Raw genomic sequence first — 22,733 nt, 5'->3', positions numbered from 1 at the left:
ATTCAACTAGGGGTGAAGGATAAATGAAAAAGCGTGCATTAGTAAGTGTTTCAAATAAAACAGGCGTTGTAGAATTTGTCAAAGGATTACTTGATCAAGGGATTGAAGTTATTTCAACAGGTGGAACGAAGAAATTATTAGAGGAAAATGGTTTACAAGTAATCGGTATTTCTGAAGTAACAGGTTTCCCAGAAATTATGGATGGTCGTGTGAAAACATTACATCCAAATATTCATGGTGGTTTACTTGCAGTACGTGATAATGAAACGCATGTAGCGCAGATGAATGAATTAGGTATTCAGCCAATCGATTTTGTTGTTGTAAATCTATATCCATTTAAAGAAACAATTGCTAAGCCTGATGTGACGTTTGCTGATGCAATTGAAAATATTGATATCGGTGGTCCAACAATGATTCGTTCAGCTGCGAAAAATCATAAATTTGTATCAGTTATCGTAGATCCAACAGATTATGATGTTGTATTAGCTGAGCTAAAAGAAAACGGTGAAGTTACAGACGAAACAAAACGTAAATTAGCAGCAAAAGTATTCCGTCATACAGCGGCGTATGATGCATTAATTTCAAACTATTTAACAGAACAAATGGGAGAAGAAAGCCCAGAAACATTAACAGTAACATTTGAGAAAAAACAAGACTTACGTTACGGCGAAAACCCACATCAAAAAGCAACATTCTATAAAGCGCCATTTGCAGCAACTTCTTCTGTTGCATATGCAGAGCAGTTACACGGAAAAGAGTTATCTTATAACAACATCAATGACGCAGATGCGGCGCTTAGCATCGTGAAAGAATTTACAGAGCCAGCAGTGGTAGCAGTAAAACATATGAATCCATGCGGAGTTGGTGTTGGTACGGATATTCATGAAGCATATACACGTGCTTATGAAGCGGATCCAGTATCAATCTTTGGCGGCATTATTGCAGCCAATCGTGAAATTGATAAAGCTACAGCAGAAAAATTGCATGAGATTTTCTTAGAAATTATTATTGCTCCTTCTTTCTCACAGGAAGCTTTAGAAGTGTTGCAAAGTAAGAAAAACTTACGTCTGTTAACTGTTGATATTGCTAAAGTTGCAACAGCTAGTAAGAAATTAACTTCTATTCAAGGTGGTTTACTTGTACAAGAAGAGGATACATTAGCGTTAGAAGACGCAACAATCACAATTCCAACGAAACGCGAACCAACAGAGCAAGAATGGAATGATTTAAAATTAGCTTGGAAAGTTGTAAAACACGTAAAATCAAATGCAATTGTTTTAGCCAAAGATAACATGACAATCGGCGTTGGCGCTGGACAAATGAACCGTGTTGGCTCTGCGAAAATTGCAATTACACAAGCTGGTGAGAAAGCACAAGGCAGTGCACTTGCATCTGATGCATATTTCCCAATGCCAGATACAGTAGAAGAAGCTGCTAAAGCAGGTATTACAGCAATCATTCAACCAGGCGGATCTATCCGTGATGAAGATTCTATTAAAAAAGCAGATGAGTATGGCATTGCTATGGTGTTCACTGGCGTACGTCATTTCAAACATTAATAGAGGAGGTTTAAAAAGTCCGGTCAAGATAACCTTCGCATTTCTTCGTTGCTTTGCCAGTCCGGTACTCATGTAGTACAAGCTACACTCCGTATCCTCCTGGCTACAGCGCCTTGAACTGCTCGGTTCTCTTGGTCCTCCTTTTTAAACTTATATTGTTAGAGGAAGTTCAAAAAGTCCGGTCAAGATAATCTTCTTTTTGAACATGAACGAATAGAAACAAACTAGGGGCATTGCTCCTAGTTTGTACTTATTTGAATAATGGAGGATGAGATATGAATGTTTTAGTAATCGGCCGCGGTGGGCGCGAGCATGCTTTAGCTTGGAAATTTGCACAGTCTGAGCAAGTGGAAAAGGTATATGTAGCACCGGGAAATGAAGGTATGAGAGATGTGGCAACACCAGTTGCTATTGACGAAAATGATTTTGACGCACTTGTTTTGTTTGCGAAAGAGAACAATATAGGTTTAACATTCGTTGGTCCAGAAATTCCGCTTATGAATGGAATTGTTGATCGTTTTGAAGCAGAGGGACTTCGCGTTTTTGGTCCGAATAAAGCAGCTGCTGTGATTGAAGGAAGTAAAGCTTTTACAAAAGAATTGATGGAAAAGTACGACATTCCAACGGCAGCATATGAAACGTTCACGAACTATGAGGAAGCAGTAGCGTATATTCAAAAAGTTGGTGCACCAATTGTTATTAAAGCGGACGGTTTAGCGGCTGGAAAAGGTGTAACAGTAGCAATGACGTTAGAAGAGGCATTGCAAGCTGTAAAGGAAATGCTACAAGATGTAAAGTTTGGGGAAGCAAGTAAAAAGGTTGTTATTGAAGAGTTTTTAGATGGACAAGAATTTTCTTTAATGGCATTTGTAAATGGAACAACTGTATATCCAATGGTAATTGCACAAGATCATAAACGTGCTTTTGATGGTGATAAAGGACCGAATACAGGAGGAATGGGGGCATATTCTCCAGTACCACAAATTCCAGAATCAGCGGTTGAAGTAGCGATTGAAACTGTTTTACATCCAACCGCTCAGGCGATGATCAAAGAAGGACGTTCATTTACAGGCATTTTATATGCAGGTCTTATTTTAACAAGTGAAGGACCGAAAGTAATTGAATTTAATGCGCGTTTTGGTGATCCAGAAACAGAAGTTGTATTACCTCGTTTAGAGAATGATTTAGTCGACGTATGTAATGATGTATTAGATGGGAAAGAGCTAACTCTTAAATGGTCTGAAGAAGCGGTTATTGGTGTAGTACTTGCTTCAAAAGGATATCCAGAAACATATGAAAAAGGTGCTGTGATTCGTGGATTAGATACATTAGAAGGTGTAATTGTCTTTCACGCAGGTACAGCCATGAAACATGGAGATTTTGTAACGAACGGTGGTCGCGTACTATTTGTTGCTTGTAAAGCAAAAGACTTACAAGAAGCGAAGGATAAAGTATATAAAGAGATAGAAAAAATTGAGAGCGATGGTTTATTTTATCGAAGTGATATAGGATACCGCGCAATTGAAAAAGTAGATTGCTAGAAGCTAACATGTTTTATGTTAGCTTTTTTTGTCTTATTTCGTTTTTTTATAACATATATCCATTTTGATTTTTCGACATATAAGTTGCTACTATACCATGAGCGGATGCTCTCTCCCTTCTAAAAAGAAAAGGTTTATGCTGCTTTTTGATTTGGATTTATATAGTTCTGTTTAACAATAACGTTGATAATCTAGTAAGTTTCTTACTACGAACTAATTAAGCCGACGAAATACGGATCTAAAGCGAAAGTAAACTTTACTTTAGATTCGTATTTTATATAATTCTGCAAAATTAGTAAGCAACCCCATTCATATACTTAATCGATTTGAATATTACTTTTACTTGTCCGGTGTTTATTAAAGGAAGCATTATTTGCAAATTCAAAATCAATAGAGAAAATGTCTAGCAATAAATAATTGCGATGCATAAAATAGCAAAATATATTAAGATTAGTAGCACAGACCAAAGATACAGTCTGTGCTACTATTTTTTATAGTAGAATTGAAGAAAAGGTTAATCTATTTCAGAAATTATATAAGACAAGAATAATAGCATTTTTATTTAGATGGAGTTAAATCAGAAGTTTCTAGTTCCTCAAAGTTTTTCTTTCACTTTTTTGTTAGCAGTGAATGGATGAACATTTTCCTTCTTTATGGTTAGTTCACCAATTAATAACAATAAAATTGAAATAATTAATGTAAGCGCAGCACCAATGAGTGGAAAAGAAAAGCTTTGAGTTTGTTTTGCGATAATGCCTGTAAAGATTGGGCCAATAATTTGGCCGATACCATAAATACCGGTGGTGTAACCGATAATTTTATTGCTTTCATTTGGTTTGATTCTTTTTGCCTCTGTAGTCGTTAAAATAGTGATTCCTACAAAGGTAGCTCCGAGAAGAAAGGCGCTTAAAAATGCTCCAATAACGTTTGGGATTAGGAGTGGAGAAAGTACGCTTATAATTTGCAAAAGGTAGGCAGAAATGAGGGCGCGTGTTGTCCCGTACCTTTGAGCAATGTTTGACCAAATATAGCTAGACGGAATAACGGCGATACCAACAATAATCCAGCTACAAGAGGCATAAAAGGATGAGAGGGTAATCCTCTCTACAATGGTGACAAGAAAGGTTCCGGTAATGATATATCCAAATCCTTCAAACCCATAAGCTAAAATGAGCCAAAATAAATAGTTTTTTCTATGAGTGGTATCTATTGCAGTAACTTTTGATTTTTGCGCAATATGTCTAGTATCCTCTCTTAACCATTTCCATACAAAAATAGTTAAACTAAAGCTAATAAGACCTAATCCAATCCAAGCCCCCTTCCAATACCAAAGTGAGTTGAATAGAGGGGCAAATAATCCAGCAAAAATAATTCCAATTCCAACACCACTATAAATCATCCCGCTTAGTACAAGCTTATTCCGATGAAATAAATAATCTAAAACAATACTGGAAGCAAGAACGAATACGATAGCACTTGTAAAACCTCCAATAAACCGAAGAGGAAACCAAAAGAAAACTTGAGAGGTAAAGCCCATACAAAGGGTCGAAAGGACATTAAGGAGTAAACAATAATGTAACACTTTTTCACGATTTTTTAACGTAATGAATCCAATAAAGAAGGCGCCAAGTAAATAGCCGAGATAGTTACTAGAGGCTAAATATCCAGCGAGGTCTTCCTCTACATGAGCTTGCTTTTCCATAAAAGAAATAATGGGCGTGTAGGCGAAGCGACTAATTCCCATGACAGCGACTAAAGAAAATATGCCAGATAGAATCATTTTCCATGTTTTTGTTTCGTTCATATAATCCACCCTTCTTGAAACAGCTTCTAATACATATGATAGGAGAATATGTACAGCGCGTAAAATGCTGTTTTTTTATATGTAATATCAAAAATAATGATATGAATGAAAGGACGAGAAAAATGAATTTACAAGATTTTGTAGCTTTTTATATGGTAGCGCAAGAGAAAAGTATTTCAAAAGCAGCAGTTCGTCTTAATTTTGTCCAATCGAATATAACGGCAAAAATAAAAAGATTAGAAGCGGAGTATGAGACACAGTTATTTTATCGGCACCGCAATGGGGTCACACTAACGCCAACAGGGGAAACATTATTGAGATATACTGAAAAAATGATTCAATTATTGAATGAGTCAAAAAGAGAAATTACCTATAAAAATGTAACAGAGGGGATTTTGAAAATTGGAGCGATGGAAACGGCAGCTGCAGTTAGGTTGCCAAGTATTCTTTCTAATTATCATACAAAATATCCAGAAGTTGAGATTGGGCTTCAAACGAACAGCACGGAAGAATTAACGAAAAAAATACTTTTACAGGAGCTAGAGGGAGCATTTGTAGCGAATACCATTGAAGATTCAGCGTTAGAAAAGATAGAAGTATTTCAAGAGGAAATGATGTTACTGTCAAAGAGAAGGCTTTTAATGAATCATAAATATATGGAAGAGCAGTCGTTTATCGTTTTCCAATCTGGTTGTTTTTATAGAAAGGTATTGGAAGAATGGTTATTGTCGGAAGGGATTGTTCCAAGGAAAGTAATGGAGTTAAATTCTTTGGATGGTATTATTGGCTGTGTAAAGGCTGGGCTTGGGGTATCCATGCTTCCACGGGAGGTAGCAGAGCAGTTCGATTCTCATCAAGAGCTCGTTCGTACACCGTTATTAAATGAAAATAGATTTATTCCAACGTACTTTATTTATCGGAAAGATAGTGTGAAAACAGCAGCATTATGTAAGTTTATTGATGAATTAATTTACACGAGGAAAAGTGAGAAACGAAAATATTCATAAGTAATGGAAAAAGACCGCTGAAATCTCAGTGGTCTTTTGAAATTTAGTAATCTTTCTCTTTTTTGAGCCTTCCTTTTTGCTTAGCTATTTCCCGAAGTAAATACTCGATGTGAGCGTTAACGCTGCGGAATTCATCATTTGCCCATTTTTCAATGATTGCGTGTAATTCAGGATCAATACGTAATGGAAAACTTTTCTTTTTAGCCATAATACCTACAACCTTTAATATAGACTTCCTGTATTAATAACTGGTTGTGCTCCTTTGTCTGAAACGATGGCAACTAATAAGTTGTTAACCATGTTTGCTTTACGCTCGTCATCTAAATCAAGTATGCCTTCTTCATCTAATTTTTGAATTGAATCTTTAGCCATTTGAACAGCGCCTTCAACAATCTCTTTGCGCGCAGCTAATACTGCTTTTGCTTGTTGACGTTGAAGCATTGCATGCGCAATTTCCGTTGCGTAAGCTAAATGCGTTAGGCGAGTTTCTAATACTTCTACACCAGCAATTTCTAAACGTGCTTCTAATTCGCGTTTTAATTCTTCAGAGATTTCTTCGGAATTTCCGCGTAGTGTTATACAATTTTCATCTTGGAAATTATCATACGGATATTTCGTTGCGACGTGGCGAATTGCTGTTTCACTTTGAATTTCTACGAATTCATCGTAATGTTCAACGCCGAAAATTGCCTTTGCAGAATCAACGACTTTATAAACGACGACAGCTGCAATTTCAATCGGGTTCCCATCGACATCATTTACCTTTAGTTTTTTACTATTAAAGTTTTCAACGCGAAGGGAAACAGTTTGACGAAATGCGAATGGAATTGTTAAAAATAATCCATTTTGACGGATTGTTCCTAAATAGTTACCAAAAAACGTAATCACTTTCGCTTGATTCGGTTGGACAATTCCAATGCCGGTGGCAAGAATCGCAGCTAAAACTAGACAAAGTGCAGCTACTACAAATATTTCTTGTACGAGGCAAAATACACCGATACCAGCTAAGACTAAAAGACCAATAATACCTAGAAAACCATTTACGTAAAATACTTGTTTTTCTCTCATACTAATCGCCTCCTTCTGATATAAAAATGATATCACTTTTATATCATTAAATGCAAGGGAGGAAAACCTAATTTTCTGAAAAAAATAAAAGTATTCTTAAGAAGAGTGAGAGGAATTGGTTGTTAAGGTGTGCGGCTAGATACATTTCAAATTAATATATAGCTACAGTTACTTATAAGAATTCATCTTGTTTGAGAAACAAAAGGTTTCTTCATTTGAGGGCACTGAATTGCTCTCTCATCTTGAAAATGCGATTTATCCTACTATTTACGGACAGTAAGCTGCTTAACTCAAGAGTCAGAGAGAAACGAGGAAAATAGATGGGAGAAAGGTGATTTTTCTCAAGCAGTTGAGGATCATAATTTTCTTTGGGAAATACAAGGTGGTAACACTGGTAAAGCCTACAAATTAACAGATCTAGAGCAAGAGAAAGAATTTATTCAAACGCAAGGGAAGTAAAGGGTGAAAAACGCACTCTTTTTTTATGCGAATCTTTTAGAAAAAACAAAACAAAAGGGAACGTTAGTTCTGTTTTGTGGTAAAATAAAGAAGACTTAGCCGCCCACTGCAGCAGCTAAGTCCCTTTGAGAGCATCTTGCATCTTGACAAATGATTCAAAGCGGTTTCGTCAGGATTGCTTCTTCAATCGCTGACTCAATCTCTTTGTCAGAAGCATCGTAACTTCCTTTTGACTTTTGGAGGTCAGGACTGGAAGTGTGACTTGCTTCTTCTTGTTTAGCATGTCCTTTTTTATTTAAATCCATGCTAGGTATTTTAAAGGCACTCAGGTTTATATATTTTCCAAATTTACATGCTTCAGTAATAGGACAGAAACGCAAGATTCCCTCTGCAATTCTCATTGCACCAAGCCATAGCAAAACCTTTGACCAAGTACACCATGGTTTACGTGTGAGTTTAGCTGTGCTACAACTTAGTACGACTAAACCGAGTGTAATTCGGATTAGAGCATTCATTATGCCGATGTTTTGCTTCATCAAAGAAAACACTCCTTCTTCATCAGCTTAGAAATAGAAGATACTATTTCAATTGTTATTATTCCGCGTAAGTTTGACGATATGTAATCCAACATTTGACGGTGAAAAAGATGTTGGATTGTAAGTGTGTATAGGTGTCTTTTTTTGTTATAATGTAAGAATGCATAAAAGGAAGTTCAAAAAGTCCGGTCAAGATAGCTGTCGCATTTCTTCGTTACATCGCCAGTCCGGTACTCATGTAGTGTCAGCTACACTCCGTATCCTCCTGGCTGCTGCGCCTCGAACTGCTCGGCTCTCTTGATCCTCCTTTTTGAACAAGCACATAAAGGTGATTAGATAAGAGAAAGGGTGTTTTCATGTACGATATTTCCGGATGGAAACATGTATTTAAGCTTGATCCTAATAAAGAATTAAGTGATGAACATTTAGAAATGATTTGTGAATCTGGAACGGATGCAGTAATTGTAGGCGGAAGTGATGGAGTAACGATAGATAATGTATTACATATGCTAGTAAGCATTCGTAGATATGCAGTTCCTTGTGTGTTAGAGGTTTCTGACATTGAAGCACTTACACCAGGATTTGATTTTTATTACATTCCAAGTGTTTTAAATAGTCGAAAAGTAGAATGGGTAACGGGGATTCACCATGAGGCATTGAAAGAATTTGGAGATATTATGAACTGGGATGAAATTTTCATGGAAGGATATTGTGTTTTAAATTCAGAAGCGAAGGTAGCTCAGCTTACAGAAGCGAAATGTGATTTAACAGAAGATGATGTAATTGCATATGCACGTATGGCAGACAAGCTTCTGAACTTGCCAATTTTCTATTTAGAATATAGTGGTACTTACGGAGATATTGAACTTGTTAAAAATGTAAAAGCAGAATTACAACAAGCAAAGCTATATTACGGCGGCGGAATTTCAAGTGCGAAAGAGGCAAAAGAAATGGCGCAGTACGCTGATACAGTCGTTGTAGGAAATGTAATTTATGATGATATAAAAGCAGCGTTACAAACAGTAAAAGCTGTAAAAGGAGAGTAGGTGAAGGCACATATGAGTATAACTGATAAATTATTAAATGGTTTAAACCCAGAGCAGCAAAAGGCAGTGCAAACAACAAACGGACCACTTCTATTAATGGCGGGTGCAGGTAGTGGTAAGACGCGTGTGCTAACACATCGCATCGCATATTTACTTGGTGAAAAAGGTGTAGCACCGTGGAATGTATTAGCAATTACTTTTACAAATAAAGCAGCTCGTGAAATGCGTGAGCGTATCGATACGCTTGTTGGTCCGGAAGCAGAGGATATTTGGATTTCTACGTTCCACTCGATGTGTGTACGTATTTTACGACGTGATATCGACCGTATTGGGATTAATCGAAACTTTACAATTTTAGATGCAAGTGATCAACTTACTGTCGTTAAAAAAATCATGAAAGAGCGAAATATTGATCCGAAAAAATTTGATCCACGTTCTATTTTAGGTGGCATCAGTAATGCGAAAAATGAATTGTTATCAGCTGACAAATATGCAAAGCAAATTTCAATTGCTGATCCATTTGAGAAATTAACAAGTGATGTATATACAGAGTATCAAAAGCGTCTTCTGAAAAATAACTCATTAGACTTTGATGATTTAATTATGACCACAATTCAATTATTTGATCGTATTCCAGAAGTATTGGAATTCTATCAGCGTAAATTCCAGTATATTCATGTTGATGAGTATCAAGATACGAATAGAGCGCAATACATTCTTGTGAATAAATTAGCTGCTCGCTTTAAAAATCTTTGCGTTGTTGGTGATTCTGACCAGTCAATTTATCGTTGGCGCGGGGCAGATATTTCTAACATTTTGTCATTTGAAAAAGACTATGAGAATGCACAGGTTATCTTGTTAGAACAAAATTACCGTTCATCACAAAATATTTTAAATGCAGCTAACGCTGTAATTGAAAATAATTCAAATCGTAAACCGAAAAAATTATGGACGGATAATCAAATTGGAAGTAAGATTTCGTATTACCGTGCTGCAACGGAGAAGGATGAAGCATATTTTGTTGCGAAAAAAATTCGCGACGAAATTCAAATGGGGAATCGAAAATATACAGACTTTGCGGTTCTGTATCGTACTAACGCGCAGTCTCGTATGGTCGAGGAGATTTTCTTAAAATCCAACATTCCATATAAAATTGTCGGCGGCATTAAGTTCTATGATCGTAAAGAGATTAAAGATATTTTGGCTTACTTACGTTTAATTGCAAATCCAGATGATGAGATTAGCTTCGCACGTATTATTAACATGCCGAAACGAGGGATCGGTGCCACGTCTATCGATAAAATTATTAACTACGGTGTGCAAAATGGTATTTCATTAACAGCTGTAATGGATGAGATTGAGCATGTTGGGGTAAGTGCAAAAATTACAAAAGCAGTAAAAGAATTTGCAAGTCAATTACACAACTGGGTAAACATGCAAGAATACCTATCTGTTACGGAATTGGTAGAAGAAGTTATTGAGAAAACAGGTTATCGCGATATGTTAAAGAATGAACGTTCTTTAGAAGCGGAAGGTCGTCTTGAAAACTTAGATGAGTTCTTATCTGTTACGCAAACATTTGAATCACAAAGTGAAGATAAGAGTCTTGTTGCTTTCTTAACAGATTTAGCGCTTGTTGCGGATATTGATCGTGTGGACGAAGATCCAACTGCGGGTGAGGAAGTTATTTTAATGACGATGCACTCGGCAAAAGGACTGGAATTCCCAGTTGTCTTTATTATTGGTTTAGAGGAAGGTGTCTTCCCGCATACTCGTTCTCTTATGGAAGAGGATGAAATGCAAGAAGAACGTCGCTTAGCCTATGTAGGTATCACTCGTGCGGAAGAAGAGTTATATTTATCGAATGCCCAAATGCGTACTCTATTTGGTAGAACAAATATGAATGCAGCATCTCGATTTATTTCAGAAATTCCGACGGAGTTACTAGAATCATTAAATGAAACAGCGCCAAAGCGTGAAACGTTTAGTGCAAAAGGAAGAACGGCTGGTGCGACGACAATGACAACACGTTCTCGCTCTGCATTTGTACGTCCAACTGTAAAAACGACAGGAGGAGAGCAAATTGGCTGGGCTGTAGGTGATAAAGCATCCCATCAAAAATGGGGAGTTGGTACAGTTGTAAGTGTGAAAGGTGAAGGTGATGCAAAAGAATTAGATATTGCATTCCCAAGCCCGATTGGTATTAAACGTTTATTAGCAAAATTTGCACCTGTAACGAAACAATAGAAAGGAGTAAGGATATGTCAAAAGAAGAGGCGAAGCAGCGTATAGAAGAACTTCGTGATATGTTGAATGCATTTAACTATCAATATCACGTATTAGACAATCCTTCTGTTTCTGATGCGGAATATGATCGCGATATGCAGGAGCTTATAAAATTAGAAGCAGAGAACCCAGAATTTGTAACAGAAGACTCTCCCACCGTTCGAGTTGGGGGAGCAGTGCTTGATATATTTGAAAAAGTAACGCACAAATCACCGATGTTAAGTTTAGGTAATGCCTTTAATGAAGGTGATTTGCGTGATTTTGATCGCAGGGTGCGTCAAGGAATTGATGGTTCAAATGTAAGATATATATGCGAACTAAAAATTGACGGTCTTGCGGTTTCCCTTCATTATGAAAAAGGACACTTCATTCAAGGGGCAACACGTGGTGATGGCGTAACTGGTGAAGATATTACGCAAAATTTAAAAACAATTAAAGCGATTCCTCTTCGTTTGAAAGAAGAAGTAACATTAGAAGCGCGCGGCGAGGCATATATGCCAAAGCGTTCATTTGTAAAATTAAATGAAGAGAAAGAACAAAATGGTGAAGCTGTGTTTGCTAATCCTCGTAACGCAGCAGCAGGATCACTTCGTCAGCTTGATCCAAAAGTTGCCGCAAAGCGTAATTTGTCAATGTTTGTGTATGGCCTTGCTGATGTGCAAGAAAAGATGATTGCATCCCATGGTGAGTCACTAGACTTCTTAGGCGAGCTTGGATTTAAAACGAACCCAAACCGCCGCACTTGTGAAACAATTGAAGACGTAATCGCTTATGTAGAAGAATGGCAGGAAAAGCGTCCAAATCTTGATTATGAAATCGATGGGATTGTAATTAAAGTAGATGATGTAGCCTTGCAAGAAAGTTTAGGAACAACAGCAAAGAGTCCACGCTGGGCAATTGCCTATAAGTTTCCGGCAGAAGAAGTTGTAACGAGATTAACAGGTATTGAACTGAGCGTGGGACGTACAGGTGTTGTGACACCGACTGCAGAACTAGAGCCAGTTCGAGTGGCAGGAACAATTGTCCGCCGTGCATCTCTACATAACGAGGATTTAATTCGTGAAAAAGATATTCGAATTGGCGACTACGTTGTTGTGAAAAAAGCTGGAGACATTATTCCAGAAGTAGTTAACGTTATTATCGATAAACGTACTGGTGAAGAAGAAGAGTATCGTATGCCAACCCATTGTCCGGCTTGTGACAGTGAACTTGTTCGTTTAGAAGAAGAGGTAGCTCTTCGTTGTATTAATCCAGCATGCCCAGCGCAAATTCGTGAAGGGCTGATTCATTTCGTCTCAAGAAATGCAATGAACATTGATGGACTCGGAGAGCGTGTTATTACACAACTCTTTGAAGCAGATTATATTCGGACATTTGCCGATTTATATCCATTAACGAAGGAACAATTGTTACAATTAGAGCGTTTTGGTGAGAAATCAGCCTCTAAATTAGTACAAGCAATTGAAACTTCTAAGGAAAATTCGTTAGAGCGTCTATTATTTGGACTTGGTATTCGTCATGTCGGTGCAAAAGCTGCTCGCACGTTAGCTGAGCATTTTGAAACGATGGACCACCTTGTAAAAGCAACAGAAGAAGAGTTAAAAAAGATTAATGAAATTGGCGAGAAAATGGCCCAATCGATCGTAACGTACTTTGATAATGACGACGTGTTAGAATTATTACAACAATTTAAACAGTACGGCGTTAACATGACTTACAAAGGCATAAAGCGTGCTGATTTACAAAATATTGCGTCTTACTTTGCTGGAAAAACAATCGTCTTAACAGGAAAACTAGAAGTTATGGGGCGTAGCGAAGCGAAGAAAAAGATTGAAGAGCTAGGTGGAAAAGTAACAGGTAGTGTAAGTAAGAGTACTGATTTAGTCGTTGCCGGTGAAGCGGCAGGATCAAAATTAGCACAAGCGAAGAAACATAATATTGAGGTTTGGAATGAAGAGAGGTTCTTACAAGAGCTGAATAAGTAAGAGGTGCAAACTTACCATGAAAAAAATAGCATTAGCGGTATTAAGCCTAGGTCTACTTGTAAGTGGATGTAGCACGAGTATAAAAAAAGAAGAAAAAGTTGTTGAGAAATCGGGCAACTCAAAAGAACAAGCGATTGTTCCGAAATATTCTATTTCTGATGAGTATTACAAAACAACGGTGCCATTTGAATCAGGTTCTGCACGTGGTTTAGCTGTACAACAGTTAAATAGCCGTCTGGATATAGATGAATTTGAAACAGGATTAATGCGCATTGCAAAAGAATCATTTAGTACGAAAGATTATTTGTTTCAAGGTGGTAAATATTTAGACAAAGACACAGCTCAAATGCTTGTAAAGAGAAAGCGCACAGATGCTGAGCAAAAAGAGTTAGAGGAGAAGCTTGGCAAAAAAGAAGCTGATAAAATTCCTAACATCGGATTGAATCCACCATTAGAAGGAGGATCAGAATCATTAGAGGTTCGAAACAAGAAAAGTAAAATCTATCTTTCTAATATTTTAGAGCATGATTATTATGCGCGCAAAGGTGATCAAGTTGAATTGGGTGGAGTTGTTGTTGGTCTAGCGATGAATTCAGTTCATTATTTTAATGAAGAACATGGGTATCCGCGTGAAGCTGATATTTCAGAAGACGACATGTTAAAAGAAGGTAAACGCATGGCGCAAGAGATTTTAACATTGATGCAACAGAAAAATCCTGACTTGAAAAATGTCCCAATTACGTTTGCAATTTATCGTCAAGGAGCAAAATCGGCACTCGTACCAGGGAAATTCGTATCGTACGTTCAAGTAGATAAAGGTAGCGATAAAATAGGGGATTGGAAAGCAATTAATGAAAAATATTACTTGTTTCCTTCTGAATCAGCAAAAACGGATGTGCGTGAAGATTACACAACTGTAGAAAACTTTAAAGCAAAATTGAGCGAGTATTTCAAAGGCGATTATACAGCTGTTGTAGGAACAGGATTCTATAAAGATGATCAATTAAAAGAAATGAAGGTTGAAATTCCTGTCCAATTTAATGGAAAAGCAGAAGTAATTGGATTCACGCAATACGTGGCGGGACTTGTTATGCAATACTTCCCGAACTATGTTAAAGTACAGGTGACAATTAAATCTGTTGAACGCCCAGAAGCGATTATTATTCGTGATGCGAAGCAGGATGAACCATTTGTGAAAATTTTAGATTAAGAATAAGAGCTGTTCCTATATGGAACGGCTTTTTTTATTCCGAAATTTTGTTATAATTTCTAATGTTGTGAACAAAAAGGGGTAAGGAGAAAAGACATGGATGAGTTAAGCTTACAGATTATCGTATTACTCGTTGCTTTTGGATTTTTGGCTTCATTTATTGATTCTGTTGTTGGAGGAGGGGGGCTCATTTCACTTCCGGCACTTATGTTTGTAGGATTGCCGCCAGCTTCGGCAATTGCAACAAATAAGTTAGCTTCGACGATGGGGTCGTTAACAAGTACAATTTATTTCATTCGTTCCAAAAAAGTTGACTTTCGTATAGTAGGAAAGTTAATCCCATTAACTATTATTGGAGCTATTGCAGGGGCTTTAGTTGTAAAATTTATTCCACCAGATATTTTACGTCCACTCGTACTGGTTATGTTGGTATTTATTGCAATTTATATTATTGTAAAAAAAGATTGGGGAAGTGTTTCCACCTATAAAAAGATGACAAAAGGAAAAGCATTAATGTTTTACTTCGTTATTTTAATTGTAGGATTTTATGATGGATTTTTTGGACCGGGGACAGGATCTTTTTTAATTTTTGCATTTTTATTAATTGGTTTGGATTTTATTCGAGCAGCTGCATCTGGAAAAGTTTTGAATTTTGTTAGTAACATTGTATCTTTAATTACATTTTTATTTTTAGATATTATTCATTTTGAATACGGTATTATTATGGGGTTATCTATGATTTTAGGAGCATATTTAGGATCGAAGTTTGCTGTGCAAAAAGGTGTTGGATATGTTCGTACCTTATTTTTATTAGTAACAATTCTATTAATTGGAAAAAATATTATGGAATATGCTCATATTATTTAGCTTCATACGTATGTATGAAGCTTTTCTTTTTTTTATTATATTTTAAAAATTAATTAATTTTTAAAATATAAGTCTAGGAATATTTGAATAAATCTAAATTATCGTGTAGAATAATGTTGTAAAATGTAAACGTTTTTCTAAGGGGAGGCTAAAAGGAATGGTAGTAGCATACAAACATGAGCCATTTACAAATTTTTCAGTAGAGGCTAACAAGTTAGCGTTTGAAGAAGGTTTAAAGACAGTAGAATCTTATCTTGGACAAGACTATCCATTAATTATCGGGGGAGAAAAGATCACTACAGACGAGAAAATCGTTTCTGTAAACCCTGCGAATAAAGAAGAAGTTGTGGGCAGTGTTTCAAAAGCAAGCCGTGAATTAGCTGAAAAAGCAATGCAAGTGGCGGATGAAACATTCCAAACTTGGAGAAAGTCAAAACCAGAAATGCGTGCAGACATTTTATTCCGCGCTGCCGCAATCGTTCGTCGTAGAAAACACGAGTTCTCTGCTATTCTTGTAAAAGAAGCAGGTAAACCATGGAATGAGGCAGATGCTGATACAGCAGAAGCAATCGACTTTATGGAATATTATGGTCGTCAAATGTTGAAATTAAAAGACGGTATCCCAGTAGAAAGCCGTCCAATTGAATATAATCGTTTCTCTTACATTCCATTAGGAGTAGGTGTTATTATTTCTCCTTGGAACTTCCCATTCGCAATTATGGCAGGTATGACAACAGCTGCATTAGTTTCTGGTAACACAGTACTATTGAAACCAGCTAGTACAACACCTGTAGTAGCAGCGAAATTTATGGAAGTGTTAGAAGAAGCAGGCTTACCGGCAGGTGTTGTAAACTTCATCCCTGGTAGCGGATCTGAAGTTGGTGACTACTTAGTAGACCACCCTCGTACACGTTTCATTAGTTTCACTGGATCACGCGATGTAGGTATTCGTATTTACGAACGCGCAGCAAAAGTAAATCCAGGTCAAATTTGGTTAAAACGCGTTATCGCTGAAATGGGCGGTAAAGATACAATCGTTGTTGATAAAGAAGCAGATCTTGAATTAGCAGCAAAATCTATCGTTGCATCAGCATTCGGATTCTCAGGACAAAAATGTTCTGCTTGCTCTCGTGCAGTAATCCACGAAGATGTATACGATCACGTATTAAATCGTGCTGTTGAATTAACAAAAGAATTAACTGTAGGTAACCCAGCTGAAAAAGGAATGAACATGGGACCAGTTAATGACCAAGCTGCATTTGATAAAGTAATGAGCTATGTTGCAATCGGTAAAGAAGAGGGTAAAGTAGTAGCAGGTGGCGAAGGTGACGACTCTAAAGGCTGGTTCATCCAACCAACAATCGTTGCTGACGTTGCAGAAGATGCTCGCCTAATGAAAGAAGAAATCTTCGGGCCAGTAGTAGCATTCTGTAAAGCAAAAGACTTTGATCATGCACTTGCAATTGCAAACAACACAGAATACGGTTTAACAGGAGCAGTTGTTTCTAATAACCGTGAACATATCGAAAAAGCGCGTGAAGATTTCCACGTTGGTAACTTATACTTTAACCGTGGATGTACTGGTGCAATCGTAGGTTACCAACCATTCGGTGGCTTTAATATGTCTGGTACGGACTCTAAAGCGGGTGGACCTGACTATTTAGCACTTCACATGCAAGCAAAAACTACTTCTGAAACTCTATAAGTAGTAGATGAAAAAGCCTTCCTGTAATAGGGAAGGTTTTTTTATGTAAGAAAGATGTTGATTGGAAAATTGTTATTTTCTTTAAAATATGAAAAGAAACAAAACCATTAGAAAAATTAATTCATTCGTCATATTTTTCTGTATTAATTTTTTGAATTTCCTGTATAATACAATTTGAAAGAAAATCTATGGTTAGACAAGAGGACACTACTTTCGGTTTTGCTCACTGAAAGTAGTGTTTTTGTATTTTTCAGAAAAAACATTGTAACAAATTATGGAAAATGATAAAATGAAACATGAAAGATTGGGAGAAAAATAAGTAGCTATCGAACAGTATTATATAATATATAGTACTGAATAATAAAAGTTATATGAACAGGGATGTATGGAATTTAATTTTTAACGATTTTATAGAAAGAAATACGACGAAGGAAGTGTTATTTTATGAAAAAGATTGTTCTTATCGCATTATCGTTGTTAGTTATTGGGAGCATTGGTGTTGGTGCAATGACTGTTTTTGGATTAGCTTTTAATAAAACTGAAATTCATAAAAAAGAAACGGTGACCGGTGAGAAGATTAATGAAATTGAAGTAAAGACTTCGGCAGCAGATGTTGAAATTGTTACAGTTGATTCAAAAGATATCGAAGTATTACTGGATGGAGATATAAGCGAAGAGCTAGTAGATAAATATAAATTCGAGGTGAAAGAAGAAAAAAATAGATTAAATGTTAAATTTAGTAAAGGTATAAATTCTGTTGGTTGGGGAATTGGGACTACTACTGTAGGAGTCAAGTTACAAGTTAAAGTTCCCAAAAAATTATATGAAAATGTAAAAGTAATTACATCATCAGGAGACCTTGTAGCGAAAGAAATTGAAACAAAGACAGCCGAATTAAACACTTCTTCTGGAGATGTATCATTATTACATGCGAAGGTAAATGGAAAGTTAACGGCTGAAACGTCTAGCGGAGCAATTGAGACAGACAAAAGTGAAATTGAAGTAGCGAAATTGAAAACCAGTAGTGGGAAAATTAGTGTAGATGGTTTGCATGCTAAAGAGTCTATATTCACAACATCATCGGGGGATATTGAGTATAATGATCGTAGTTTGCAAGGAGAGATAGAATGCAAGACATCCAGTGGGGATGTTGAGATGAAATTTGATGATATTCCTGAATCTTTAAAAGTTGAATTTGATGGGAGTTCTGGTAAGGCAGATTTAGATATCACTGGTCTTTTATATAAAGAGAAATCAAAAAATAAGTTGATTGGGGTAAAGGGTACAGGAGAAAATAAAGTGAAAGTAAAAACAAGTTCGGGAGATTTTAAGTTACGCTAGTTTATGAATGATAAAAAAATCATGTCTTCAATTAAGGAAGACATGATTTTTTTTGTTCAGACGAGGCTTCTTAAGTTAAAAAACTCTGTTGTGCTCATAACATCTGCATATACGGTATTCAAACTTGCTAAAATTGTATTATGGATATAGACAGCAGGAATAGTCGCATTTTTAAAGAGAAGATCTTTTGTTGCACATGCATCATGTACAACAGTGCAATGAAAACCAAAATCAAAAGCAGCTCTTACTGTGGCATCGATACACATGTGAGTCATCATGCCACATATAACGATATGTTCAATTTTTAGCTGTTGTAGTTGCTCTAGTAATGTTGTCTCTCTAAAGCTATTTGGATAGTGTTTAAGAATAACAATTTCATCTCGTAATGGGCGAACATTTTCATGAATGTGGATACCTTCTGTATTGGGAAGAAAAAAGGTAGCAGTTTCTTTAATAGATACATGTTGGATATGAAAAATAGGTTGATTCACTTCTCGAAAATGCTGAAGTAGTTGACTTGCATACTCGCTAGCTTCTACTGCGTTACGTAATTCCATCCTTCCATTTGGGAAATAATCATTTTGAATGTCAACGAGTAACAGGGCTGTTTTCATATCATCTATCGTCCTCCGTTTTTATTTCGTATTCATGTAATGTTATTCAATTAGTAGAGGATATTTTCCTTTCTGAAAGAGTGCGTGAAGAAGAATTTTACATAAGGTTAAAATTCATTCCTTTTTAATGAAAAATTGTCCTGATTTTATTTGAAAATTTCAATAGAAAAATAATTAATATATTTTAGAATGTTTGTGTTGACTCTTACTTTTCAGAGTTTTATAATAAGAATTAATTAAATGACAATTAAATCGATACACTCTTATCCAGAGAGGTGGAGGGACTGGCCCTATGATACCTCAGCAACGGGTTTTTTTAATACCGTGCTAATTCCAGCAAGCTCTAATAGGCTTGGAAGATGAGAAGATATGAATGAGTATATAAGTGCTCTTCTTCTTATTTTTATTATGGATAAGAAGAAGGGCGCTTTTTATTTTACCTCAAGGCTCTGCTTCAAGTTGTTACAGCATATAGGAGGGAAGAAAATGATTTCTTTTGAAAATGTAAGTAAAGTATATGAATCAGGTGGTCAAACAGTTCGCGCTGTTGAAGATGTAACCTTATCAGTTAAAAAAGGTGAGATATTTGGCATTATTGGTTTTAGTGGTGCTGGAAAAAGTACACTGTTACGTTTAGTGAATATGTTAGAACGACCGACAGCGGGAACGATTTCAATAGATGATAAAGATATTACTTCCTTATCAACGAAAGAGTTACGAAAGCTAAGACAAAGAATCGGAATGATTTTTCAAAGTTTTAATTTATTTAATTCGAGAACAGTGTTTGGGAATATTGCTTATCCATTGAAATTAGCGAAATTACCAAAGAATGAGATAAAAGAAAGAGTAAATGAGCTGCTGAAGTTTGTTGGATTAGAAGATAAAGCAAACTACTATCCAGAACAACTATCGGGTGGTCAGAAACAACGCGTAGGGATTGCGAGAGCACTTGCGACATCACCGGATATTCTCATTTGTGATGAAGCAACATCTGCATTGGATCCTGAAACAACAACAGAAATTTTAAATCTATTAAAGAAAGTAAACAGGGAATACAATTTAACAATTCTTCTGATTACACATGAAATGCAAGTTGTGAAAGAAATTTGTCACCGCGTAGCTGTTATGGAAAAAGGAAAAGTAATTGAAGAAGGAACGCTATTTGATGTTTTTACGAAGCCAAAAACAAAGACGACTCAAAATTTTGTTCGCTCTGTTGTTAACGACCACTTACCGGAAAGTGTACTTACGAAAATTCAAAATGGCGGACAGATTTACCGCTTAACATTTACAGGTGAAGAGACGGGGCAGCCATTATTATCGTATATTGCTAAAAACTATAATGTGGATGTAAATGTACTCTATGGAAATATTATTGAACTGCAAGGCGTTTTATTTGGAAATCTTCTCGTAGAACTGCAAGGTGAACAGAAAGAAATTCAAAAAGCGCTGCAACATATAAGATTGCAGGTTGAGCTGAGGGAGGTTGAAGGTTATGCGAGTTGATTGGAGTGTATTTTGGCCACGCATTTTAGATGCAACAGGAGATACCCTCTTGATGGTAATTGTAACCCTTATATTTGCCACAATACTTGGTATACCCCTAGGTTTACTTTTATATGTTACAAGAAAAGGGAATTTCTTAGAAAACAAACTGGTTTTTTCTATTCTTAATATTTTCATTAATACGATTCGCCCGATCCCATTTATTATCTTTTTAGTAGCTTTAAGTCCTTTAACGCGTACTGTTATCGGAACAACAATCGGAACGGCAGCAGCAATCTTTCCAATGACGCTGGTTGCTTCAATTGGAATTGCAAGAATGGTAGAAACAAATCTTGTTTCTGTTCCAAAAGGAGTGATTGAAGCAGCGCAAGCGATGGGAGCATCACCACTAAGAATTGTTTTTGAAATTCTTGTTCCAGAAGCGTTAGCACCATTAATTTTAGGTGTTACGTTTATGACGGTTGGCTTAATCGAATTTTCAGCAGTTGCTGGTCTTGTCGGCGGCGGAGGTCTTGGTGATTTAGCAATGACATATGGTTATCAACGCTTTGATACATCGGTTATGTTCGTGACAGTTGTATTACTTATTATTCTTGTACAAATTGCACAAAACTTAGGAAACTATTTCGCTAAAGTATTCTTACATAGATCATAAAGGGAAGAGAGGGAAAGAAAATGAAAAAGATATTAGCATTTGCATTATCAGCGTTGGTTAGCGTATCGGTATTAAGCGGCTGTGGAGCTGATGTAAAAGAAAAAGTAGTTCGCGTCGGTGTAACAGGAACGGATGGAGACGCTTGGACTATTCTTCAGAAGAAAGCTGAAAAAGAAGGAATTAAAGTTAAACTTGTAGAGTTTTCGGATTATACAACACCAAATAAAGCATTAGCTGATGGGGATATCGAATTGAACTCATTCCAACATATTGCTTTTTTAGAGCAGTTTAAAAAGGAACATAAGTTAGATATTACAGCTGTTGGTACAACACAAATTGCACCAATGGGATTATTCTCTGAAAAATATAAAAAACCAAATGAGATTCCAGATGGTTCAGAAATTGCAATTCCCAATGATCCAACAAACCAAGCGCGTGCATTAAAACTCCTTGATGCAGCTGGATTATTGAAATTGAAAAAAGACTTTGGTCTATTTGGTGATCCAAGTGGTATTGCTGAAAATCCAAAAAAATTAAAAATTACTCCGGTAATTGCACAGCAAACACCACGTGTATTAAAAGACGTAGCAGCTTCTGTTATTAATAATGGTGTTGCAGGTCAAGCTGGTTTAAACCCAGCGAAGGATCCTATTTTCTTAGAGGATCCAAAAAATGAAAATGCGAAGCCTTATATTAATATCTTTGCGGCTCGTACGAAAGATAGAAATGATCCAACAATCAGAAAAGTGATTGAATTGTACCATTCAAAAGAAGTAGTAGAAGCAGTTAAGAAAGAAACAAAAGATGGTGCGATTTCAGTAGACCTTTCACTTGAAGAGTTAGAGAAAATCGTAAAATAATATCGGGTTTAACGAACTAACAGTAGGAACCCCTCCGCTGTTAGCTCGTTCAACATATAATCATACCTAACAGACGATACCCTAATTTTGTACCTTCCAATTCTGTATAATATAAAATCCAATGTCTGTTAGGTAGAGTGAAAGGGCCAGGAGTTTTCCTGGTCTTTTTTTATTGGATTAAGTAAAGAAACTAGCTGAAAATAAGGTAATCCAGATTATAACAGGACAGGAGAGTAAACTGCAAACAAGTGTAAGGACTAGTTTCTTTTTTTGAACTCTTATTCTTATTAAGGAAAATAAGTAGAATGAAAATAGTACAATCACAAATGCTGATATCGTCCCAGGATTGTAAGAGCGATAAACGAAAAATAAAATCGTATGTTGAACCGCATTAAAGAAAATAGCACCTTGTATGAAAAGAATCCAGTAAATAGACGATATAATTTGGATTTGATATAGGACAATAAAGAGTAGAACAAGGATTGATAATATACAAATGGCTATCATAAATTGCTGATGACTTATGAAGTTGATAGAGAATTGATCAGTGAGATACTGAGGCATACGAATAGATTCTTCAAAATTATGAATGAAAAATAATAAAGGGATAAACCAAATTATACGATTAGTAGAAGGAATTTTAATACTGGGTGTTTTCATCAAATACATCACCACCGCATAAAG

19 protein-coding genes, 1 pseudogene and 1 riboswitch are annotated in these 22,733 nt (G+C 36.3%); of the genes and pseudogenes, 14 read left to right on the top strand and 6 right to left on the bottom strand.

Translation table 11 applies throughout. The features are described 5' to 3' along the window. Nucleotides 1-23 precede the first annotated feature (23 nt). Entirely contained in the window at nt 24-1,559 is a 1,536-nt protein-coding gene (gene purH, locus Y7E_RS0126405; protein WP_017154216.1) for a bifunctional phosphoribosylaminoimidazolecarboxamide formyltransferase/IMP cyclohydrolase, read from the top strand. Nucleotides 1,560-1,834: 275 nt separating this feature from the next. Further along, complete coding sequence (purD, locus tag Y7E_RS0126400) at nt 1,835-3,100, top strand: phosphoribosylamine--glycine ligase (protein ID WP_017154215.1); 1,266 nt, start codon at nt 1,835-1,837, stop codon at nt 3,098-3,100. A gap of 595 nt (nt 3,101-3,695) precedes the next feature. On the opposite strand, the gene Y7E_RS0126395 is transcribed toward purD, so the two are convergent. Beyond that, nucleotides 3,696-4,904, bottom strand: coding sequence for a YbfB/YjiJ family MFS transporter (locus Y7E_RS0126395; protein WP_017154214.1), 1,209 nt, complete (start codon nt 4,902-4,904; stop codon nt 3,696-3,698). A 122-nt stretch (nt 4,905-5,026) separates the two neighbouring features. On the opposite strand from Y7E_RS0126395, the gene Y7E_RS0126390 reads away from it, so the two are divergent. Then, nucleotides 5,027-5,911: a LysR family transcriptional regulator gene (locus tag Y7E_RS0126390; protein WP_017154213.1), complete on the top strand. Its 885-nt coding sequence runs from the start codon at nt 5,027-5,029 to the stop codon at nt 5,909-5,911. A 43-nt stretch (nt 5,912-5,954) separates the two neighbouring features. On the opposite strand, the gene Y7E_RS31085 is transcribed toward Y7E_RS0126390, so the two are convergent. Both Y7E_RS31085 and Y7E_RS0126380 read right to left on the bottom strand, forming a co-directional pair. After that, nucleotides 5,955-6,119: a type II toxin-antitoxin system antitoxin gene (locus Y7E_RS31085; protein WP_017154212.1), complete on the bottom strand. Its 165-nt coding sequence runs from the start codon at nt 6,117-6,119 to the stop codon at nt 5,955-5,957. 14 nt (nt 6,120-6,133) lie between these two features. Further along, nucleotides 6,134-6,979 (bottom strand): SPFH domain-containing protein, encoded by an 846-nt coding sequence (locus Y7E_RS0126380; RefSeq protein ID WP_017154211.1) that lies wholly within the window; start codon nt 6,977-6,979, stop codon nt 6,134-6,136. 315 nt (nt 6,980-7,294) lie between these two features. Between Y7E_RS0126380 and Y7E_RS34615 the strand changes: the two are divergent. Beyond that, a pseudogene (locus Y7E_RS34615) lies at nt 7,295-7,438 on the top strand (DUF6241 domain-containing protein); the annotation flags it as partial. A 155-nt stretch (nt 7,439-7,593) separates the two neighbouring features. Here the strand turns inward: Y7E_RS34615 and Y7E_RS0126375 are convergent. Next, nucleotides 7,594-7,974 (bottom strand): YgaP family membrane protein, encoded by a 381-nt coding sequence (locus tag Y7E_RS0126375; RefSeq protein ID WP_017154210.1) that lies wholly within the window; start codon nt 7,972-7,974, stop codon nt 7,594-7,596. Between the two features lie 356 nt (nt 7,975-8,330). Between Y7E_RS0126375 and pcrB the strand changes: the two genes are divergently transcribed. From pcrB to Y7E_RS0126340, 7 genes are all read left to right on the top strand, one after another. Then, the gene (gene pcrB, locus Y7E_RS0126370; protein ID WP_017154209.1) at nt 8,331-9,020 is read left to right on the top strand and encodes a heptaprenylglyceryl phosphate synthase; all 690 of its coding nucleotides are present in this window, start codon (nt 8,331-8,333) and stop codon (nt 9,018-9,020) included. A 12-nt stretch (nt 9,021-9,032) separates the two neighbouring features. Beyond that, nucleotides 9,033-11,267: a DNA helicase PcrA gene (pcrA, locus tag Y7E_RS0126365; protein ID WP_081584790.1), complete on the top strand. Its 2,235-nt coding sequence runs from the start codon at nt 9,033-9,035 to the stop codon at nt 11,265-11,267. Between the two features lie 14 nt (nt 11,268-11,281). Further along, entirely contained in the window at nt 11,282-13,291 is a 2,010-nt protein-coding gene (gene ligA / locus Y7E_RS0126360) for an NAD-dependent DNA ligase LigA (RefSeq protein ID WP_017154207.1), read from the top strand. Nucleotides 13,292-13,307: 16 nt separating this feature from the next. Continuing rightward, the gene (locus Y7E_RS0126355; protein WP_017154206.1) at nt 13,308-14,501 is read left to right on the top strand and encodes a CamS family sex pheromone protein; all 1,194 of its coding nucleotides are present in this window, start codon (nt 13,308-13,310) and stop codon (nt 14,499-14,501) included. 96 nt (nt 14,502-14,597) lie between these two features. Next, a complete protein-coding gene (locus Y7E_RS0126350; RefSeq protein ID WP_017154205.1) occupies nt 14,598-15,368 on the top strand; it encodes a TSUP family transporter in 771 nt (256 codons plus the stop codon). 157 nt (nt 15,369-15,525) lie between these two features. Then, nucleotides 15,526-17,073: an L-glutamate gamma-semialdehyde dehydrogenase gene (gene pruA, locus Y7E_RS0126345; protein ID WP_017154204.1), complete on the top strand. Its 1,548-nt coding sequence runs from the start codon at nt 15,526-15,528 to the stop codon at nt 17,071-17,073. 444 nt (nt 17,074-17,517) lie between these two features. After that, the gene (locus Y7E_RS0126340; RefSeq protein WP_017154203.1) at nt 17,518-18,414 is read left to right on the top strand and encodes a DUF4097 family beta strand repeat-containing protein; all 897 of its coding nucleotides are present in this window, start codon (nt 17,518-17,520) and stop codon (nt 18,412-18,414) included. A gap of 56 nt (nt 18,415-18,470) precedes the next feature. Here Y7E_RS0126340 and Y7E_RS0126335 read toward each other — a convergent pair whose 3' ends face one another. Then, complete coding sequence (locus Y7E_RS0126335; protein ID WP_017154202.1) at nt 18,471-19,028, bottom strand: cysteine hydrolase family protein; 558 nt, start codon at nt 19,026-19,028, stop codon at nt 18,471-18,473. 260 nt (nt 19,029-19,288) lie between these two features. Then, nucleotides 19,289-19,394, top strand: a riboswitch (SAM riboswitch). Nucleotides 19,395-19,514: 120 nt separating this feature from the next. Here Y7E_RS0126335 and Y7E_RS0126330 point away from each other — a divergent pair. From Y7E_RS0126330 to Y7E_RS0126320, 3 genes are read left to right on the top strand one after another with little or no spacing between them, the layout of a single operon-like run. Continuing rightward, nucleotides 19,515-20,534, top strand: coding sequence for a methionine ABC transporter ATP-binding protein (locus tag Y7E_RS0126330; protein WP_017154201.1), 1,020 nt, complete (start codon nt 19,515-19,517; stop codon nt 20,532-20,534). Beyond that, nucleotides 20,524-21,189: a methionine ABC transporter permease gene (locus tag Y7E_RS0126325; RefSeq protein WP_017154200.1), complete on the top strand. Its 666-nt coding sequence runs from the start codon at nt 20,524-20,526 to the stop codon at nt 21,187-21,189. Before Y7E_RS0126330 ends, Y7E_RS0126325 begins: the two co-directional genes overlap by 11 nt. 20 nt (nt 21,190-21,209) lie before the next feature. Then, nucleotides 21,210-22,049, top strand: a complete 840-nt coding sequence (locus Y7E_RS0126320; protein ID WP_017154199.1) for a MetQ/NlpA family ABC transporter substrate-binding protein — start codon at nt 21,210-21,212, stop codon at nt 22,047-22,049. 177 nt (nt 22,050-22,226) lie between these two features. Here the strand turns inward: Y7E_RS0126320 and Y7E_RS32250 are convergent, their stop codons facing one another. Continuing rightward, on the bottom strand, nt 22,227-22,712 hold the full coding sequence (locus tag Y7E_RS32250; RefSeq protein ID WP_081584786.1) for an HXXEE domain-containing protein: 486 nt from the start codon (nt 22,710-22,712) through the stop codon (nt 22,227-22,229). Nucleotides 22,713-22,733: the final 21 nt, after the last annotated feature.

Origin of the sequence: Bacillus bingmayongensis (assembly GCF_000299035.1) — a bacterium.
Classification (GTDB): Bacteria; Bacillota; Bacilli; order Bacillales; family Bacillaceae_G; genus Bacillus_A; species Bacillus_A bingmayongensis.
Note: the sequence above shows the minus strand (reverse complement) of the source record. Positions and strands in the feature narration are given on the sequence as shown.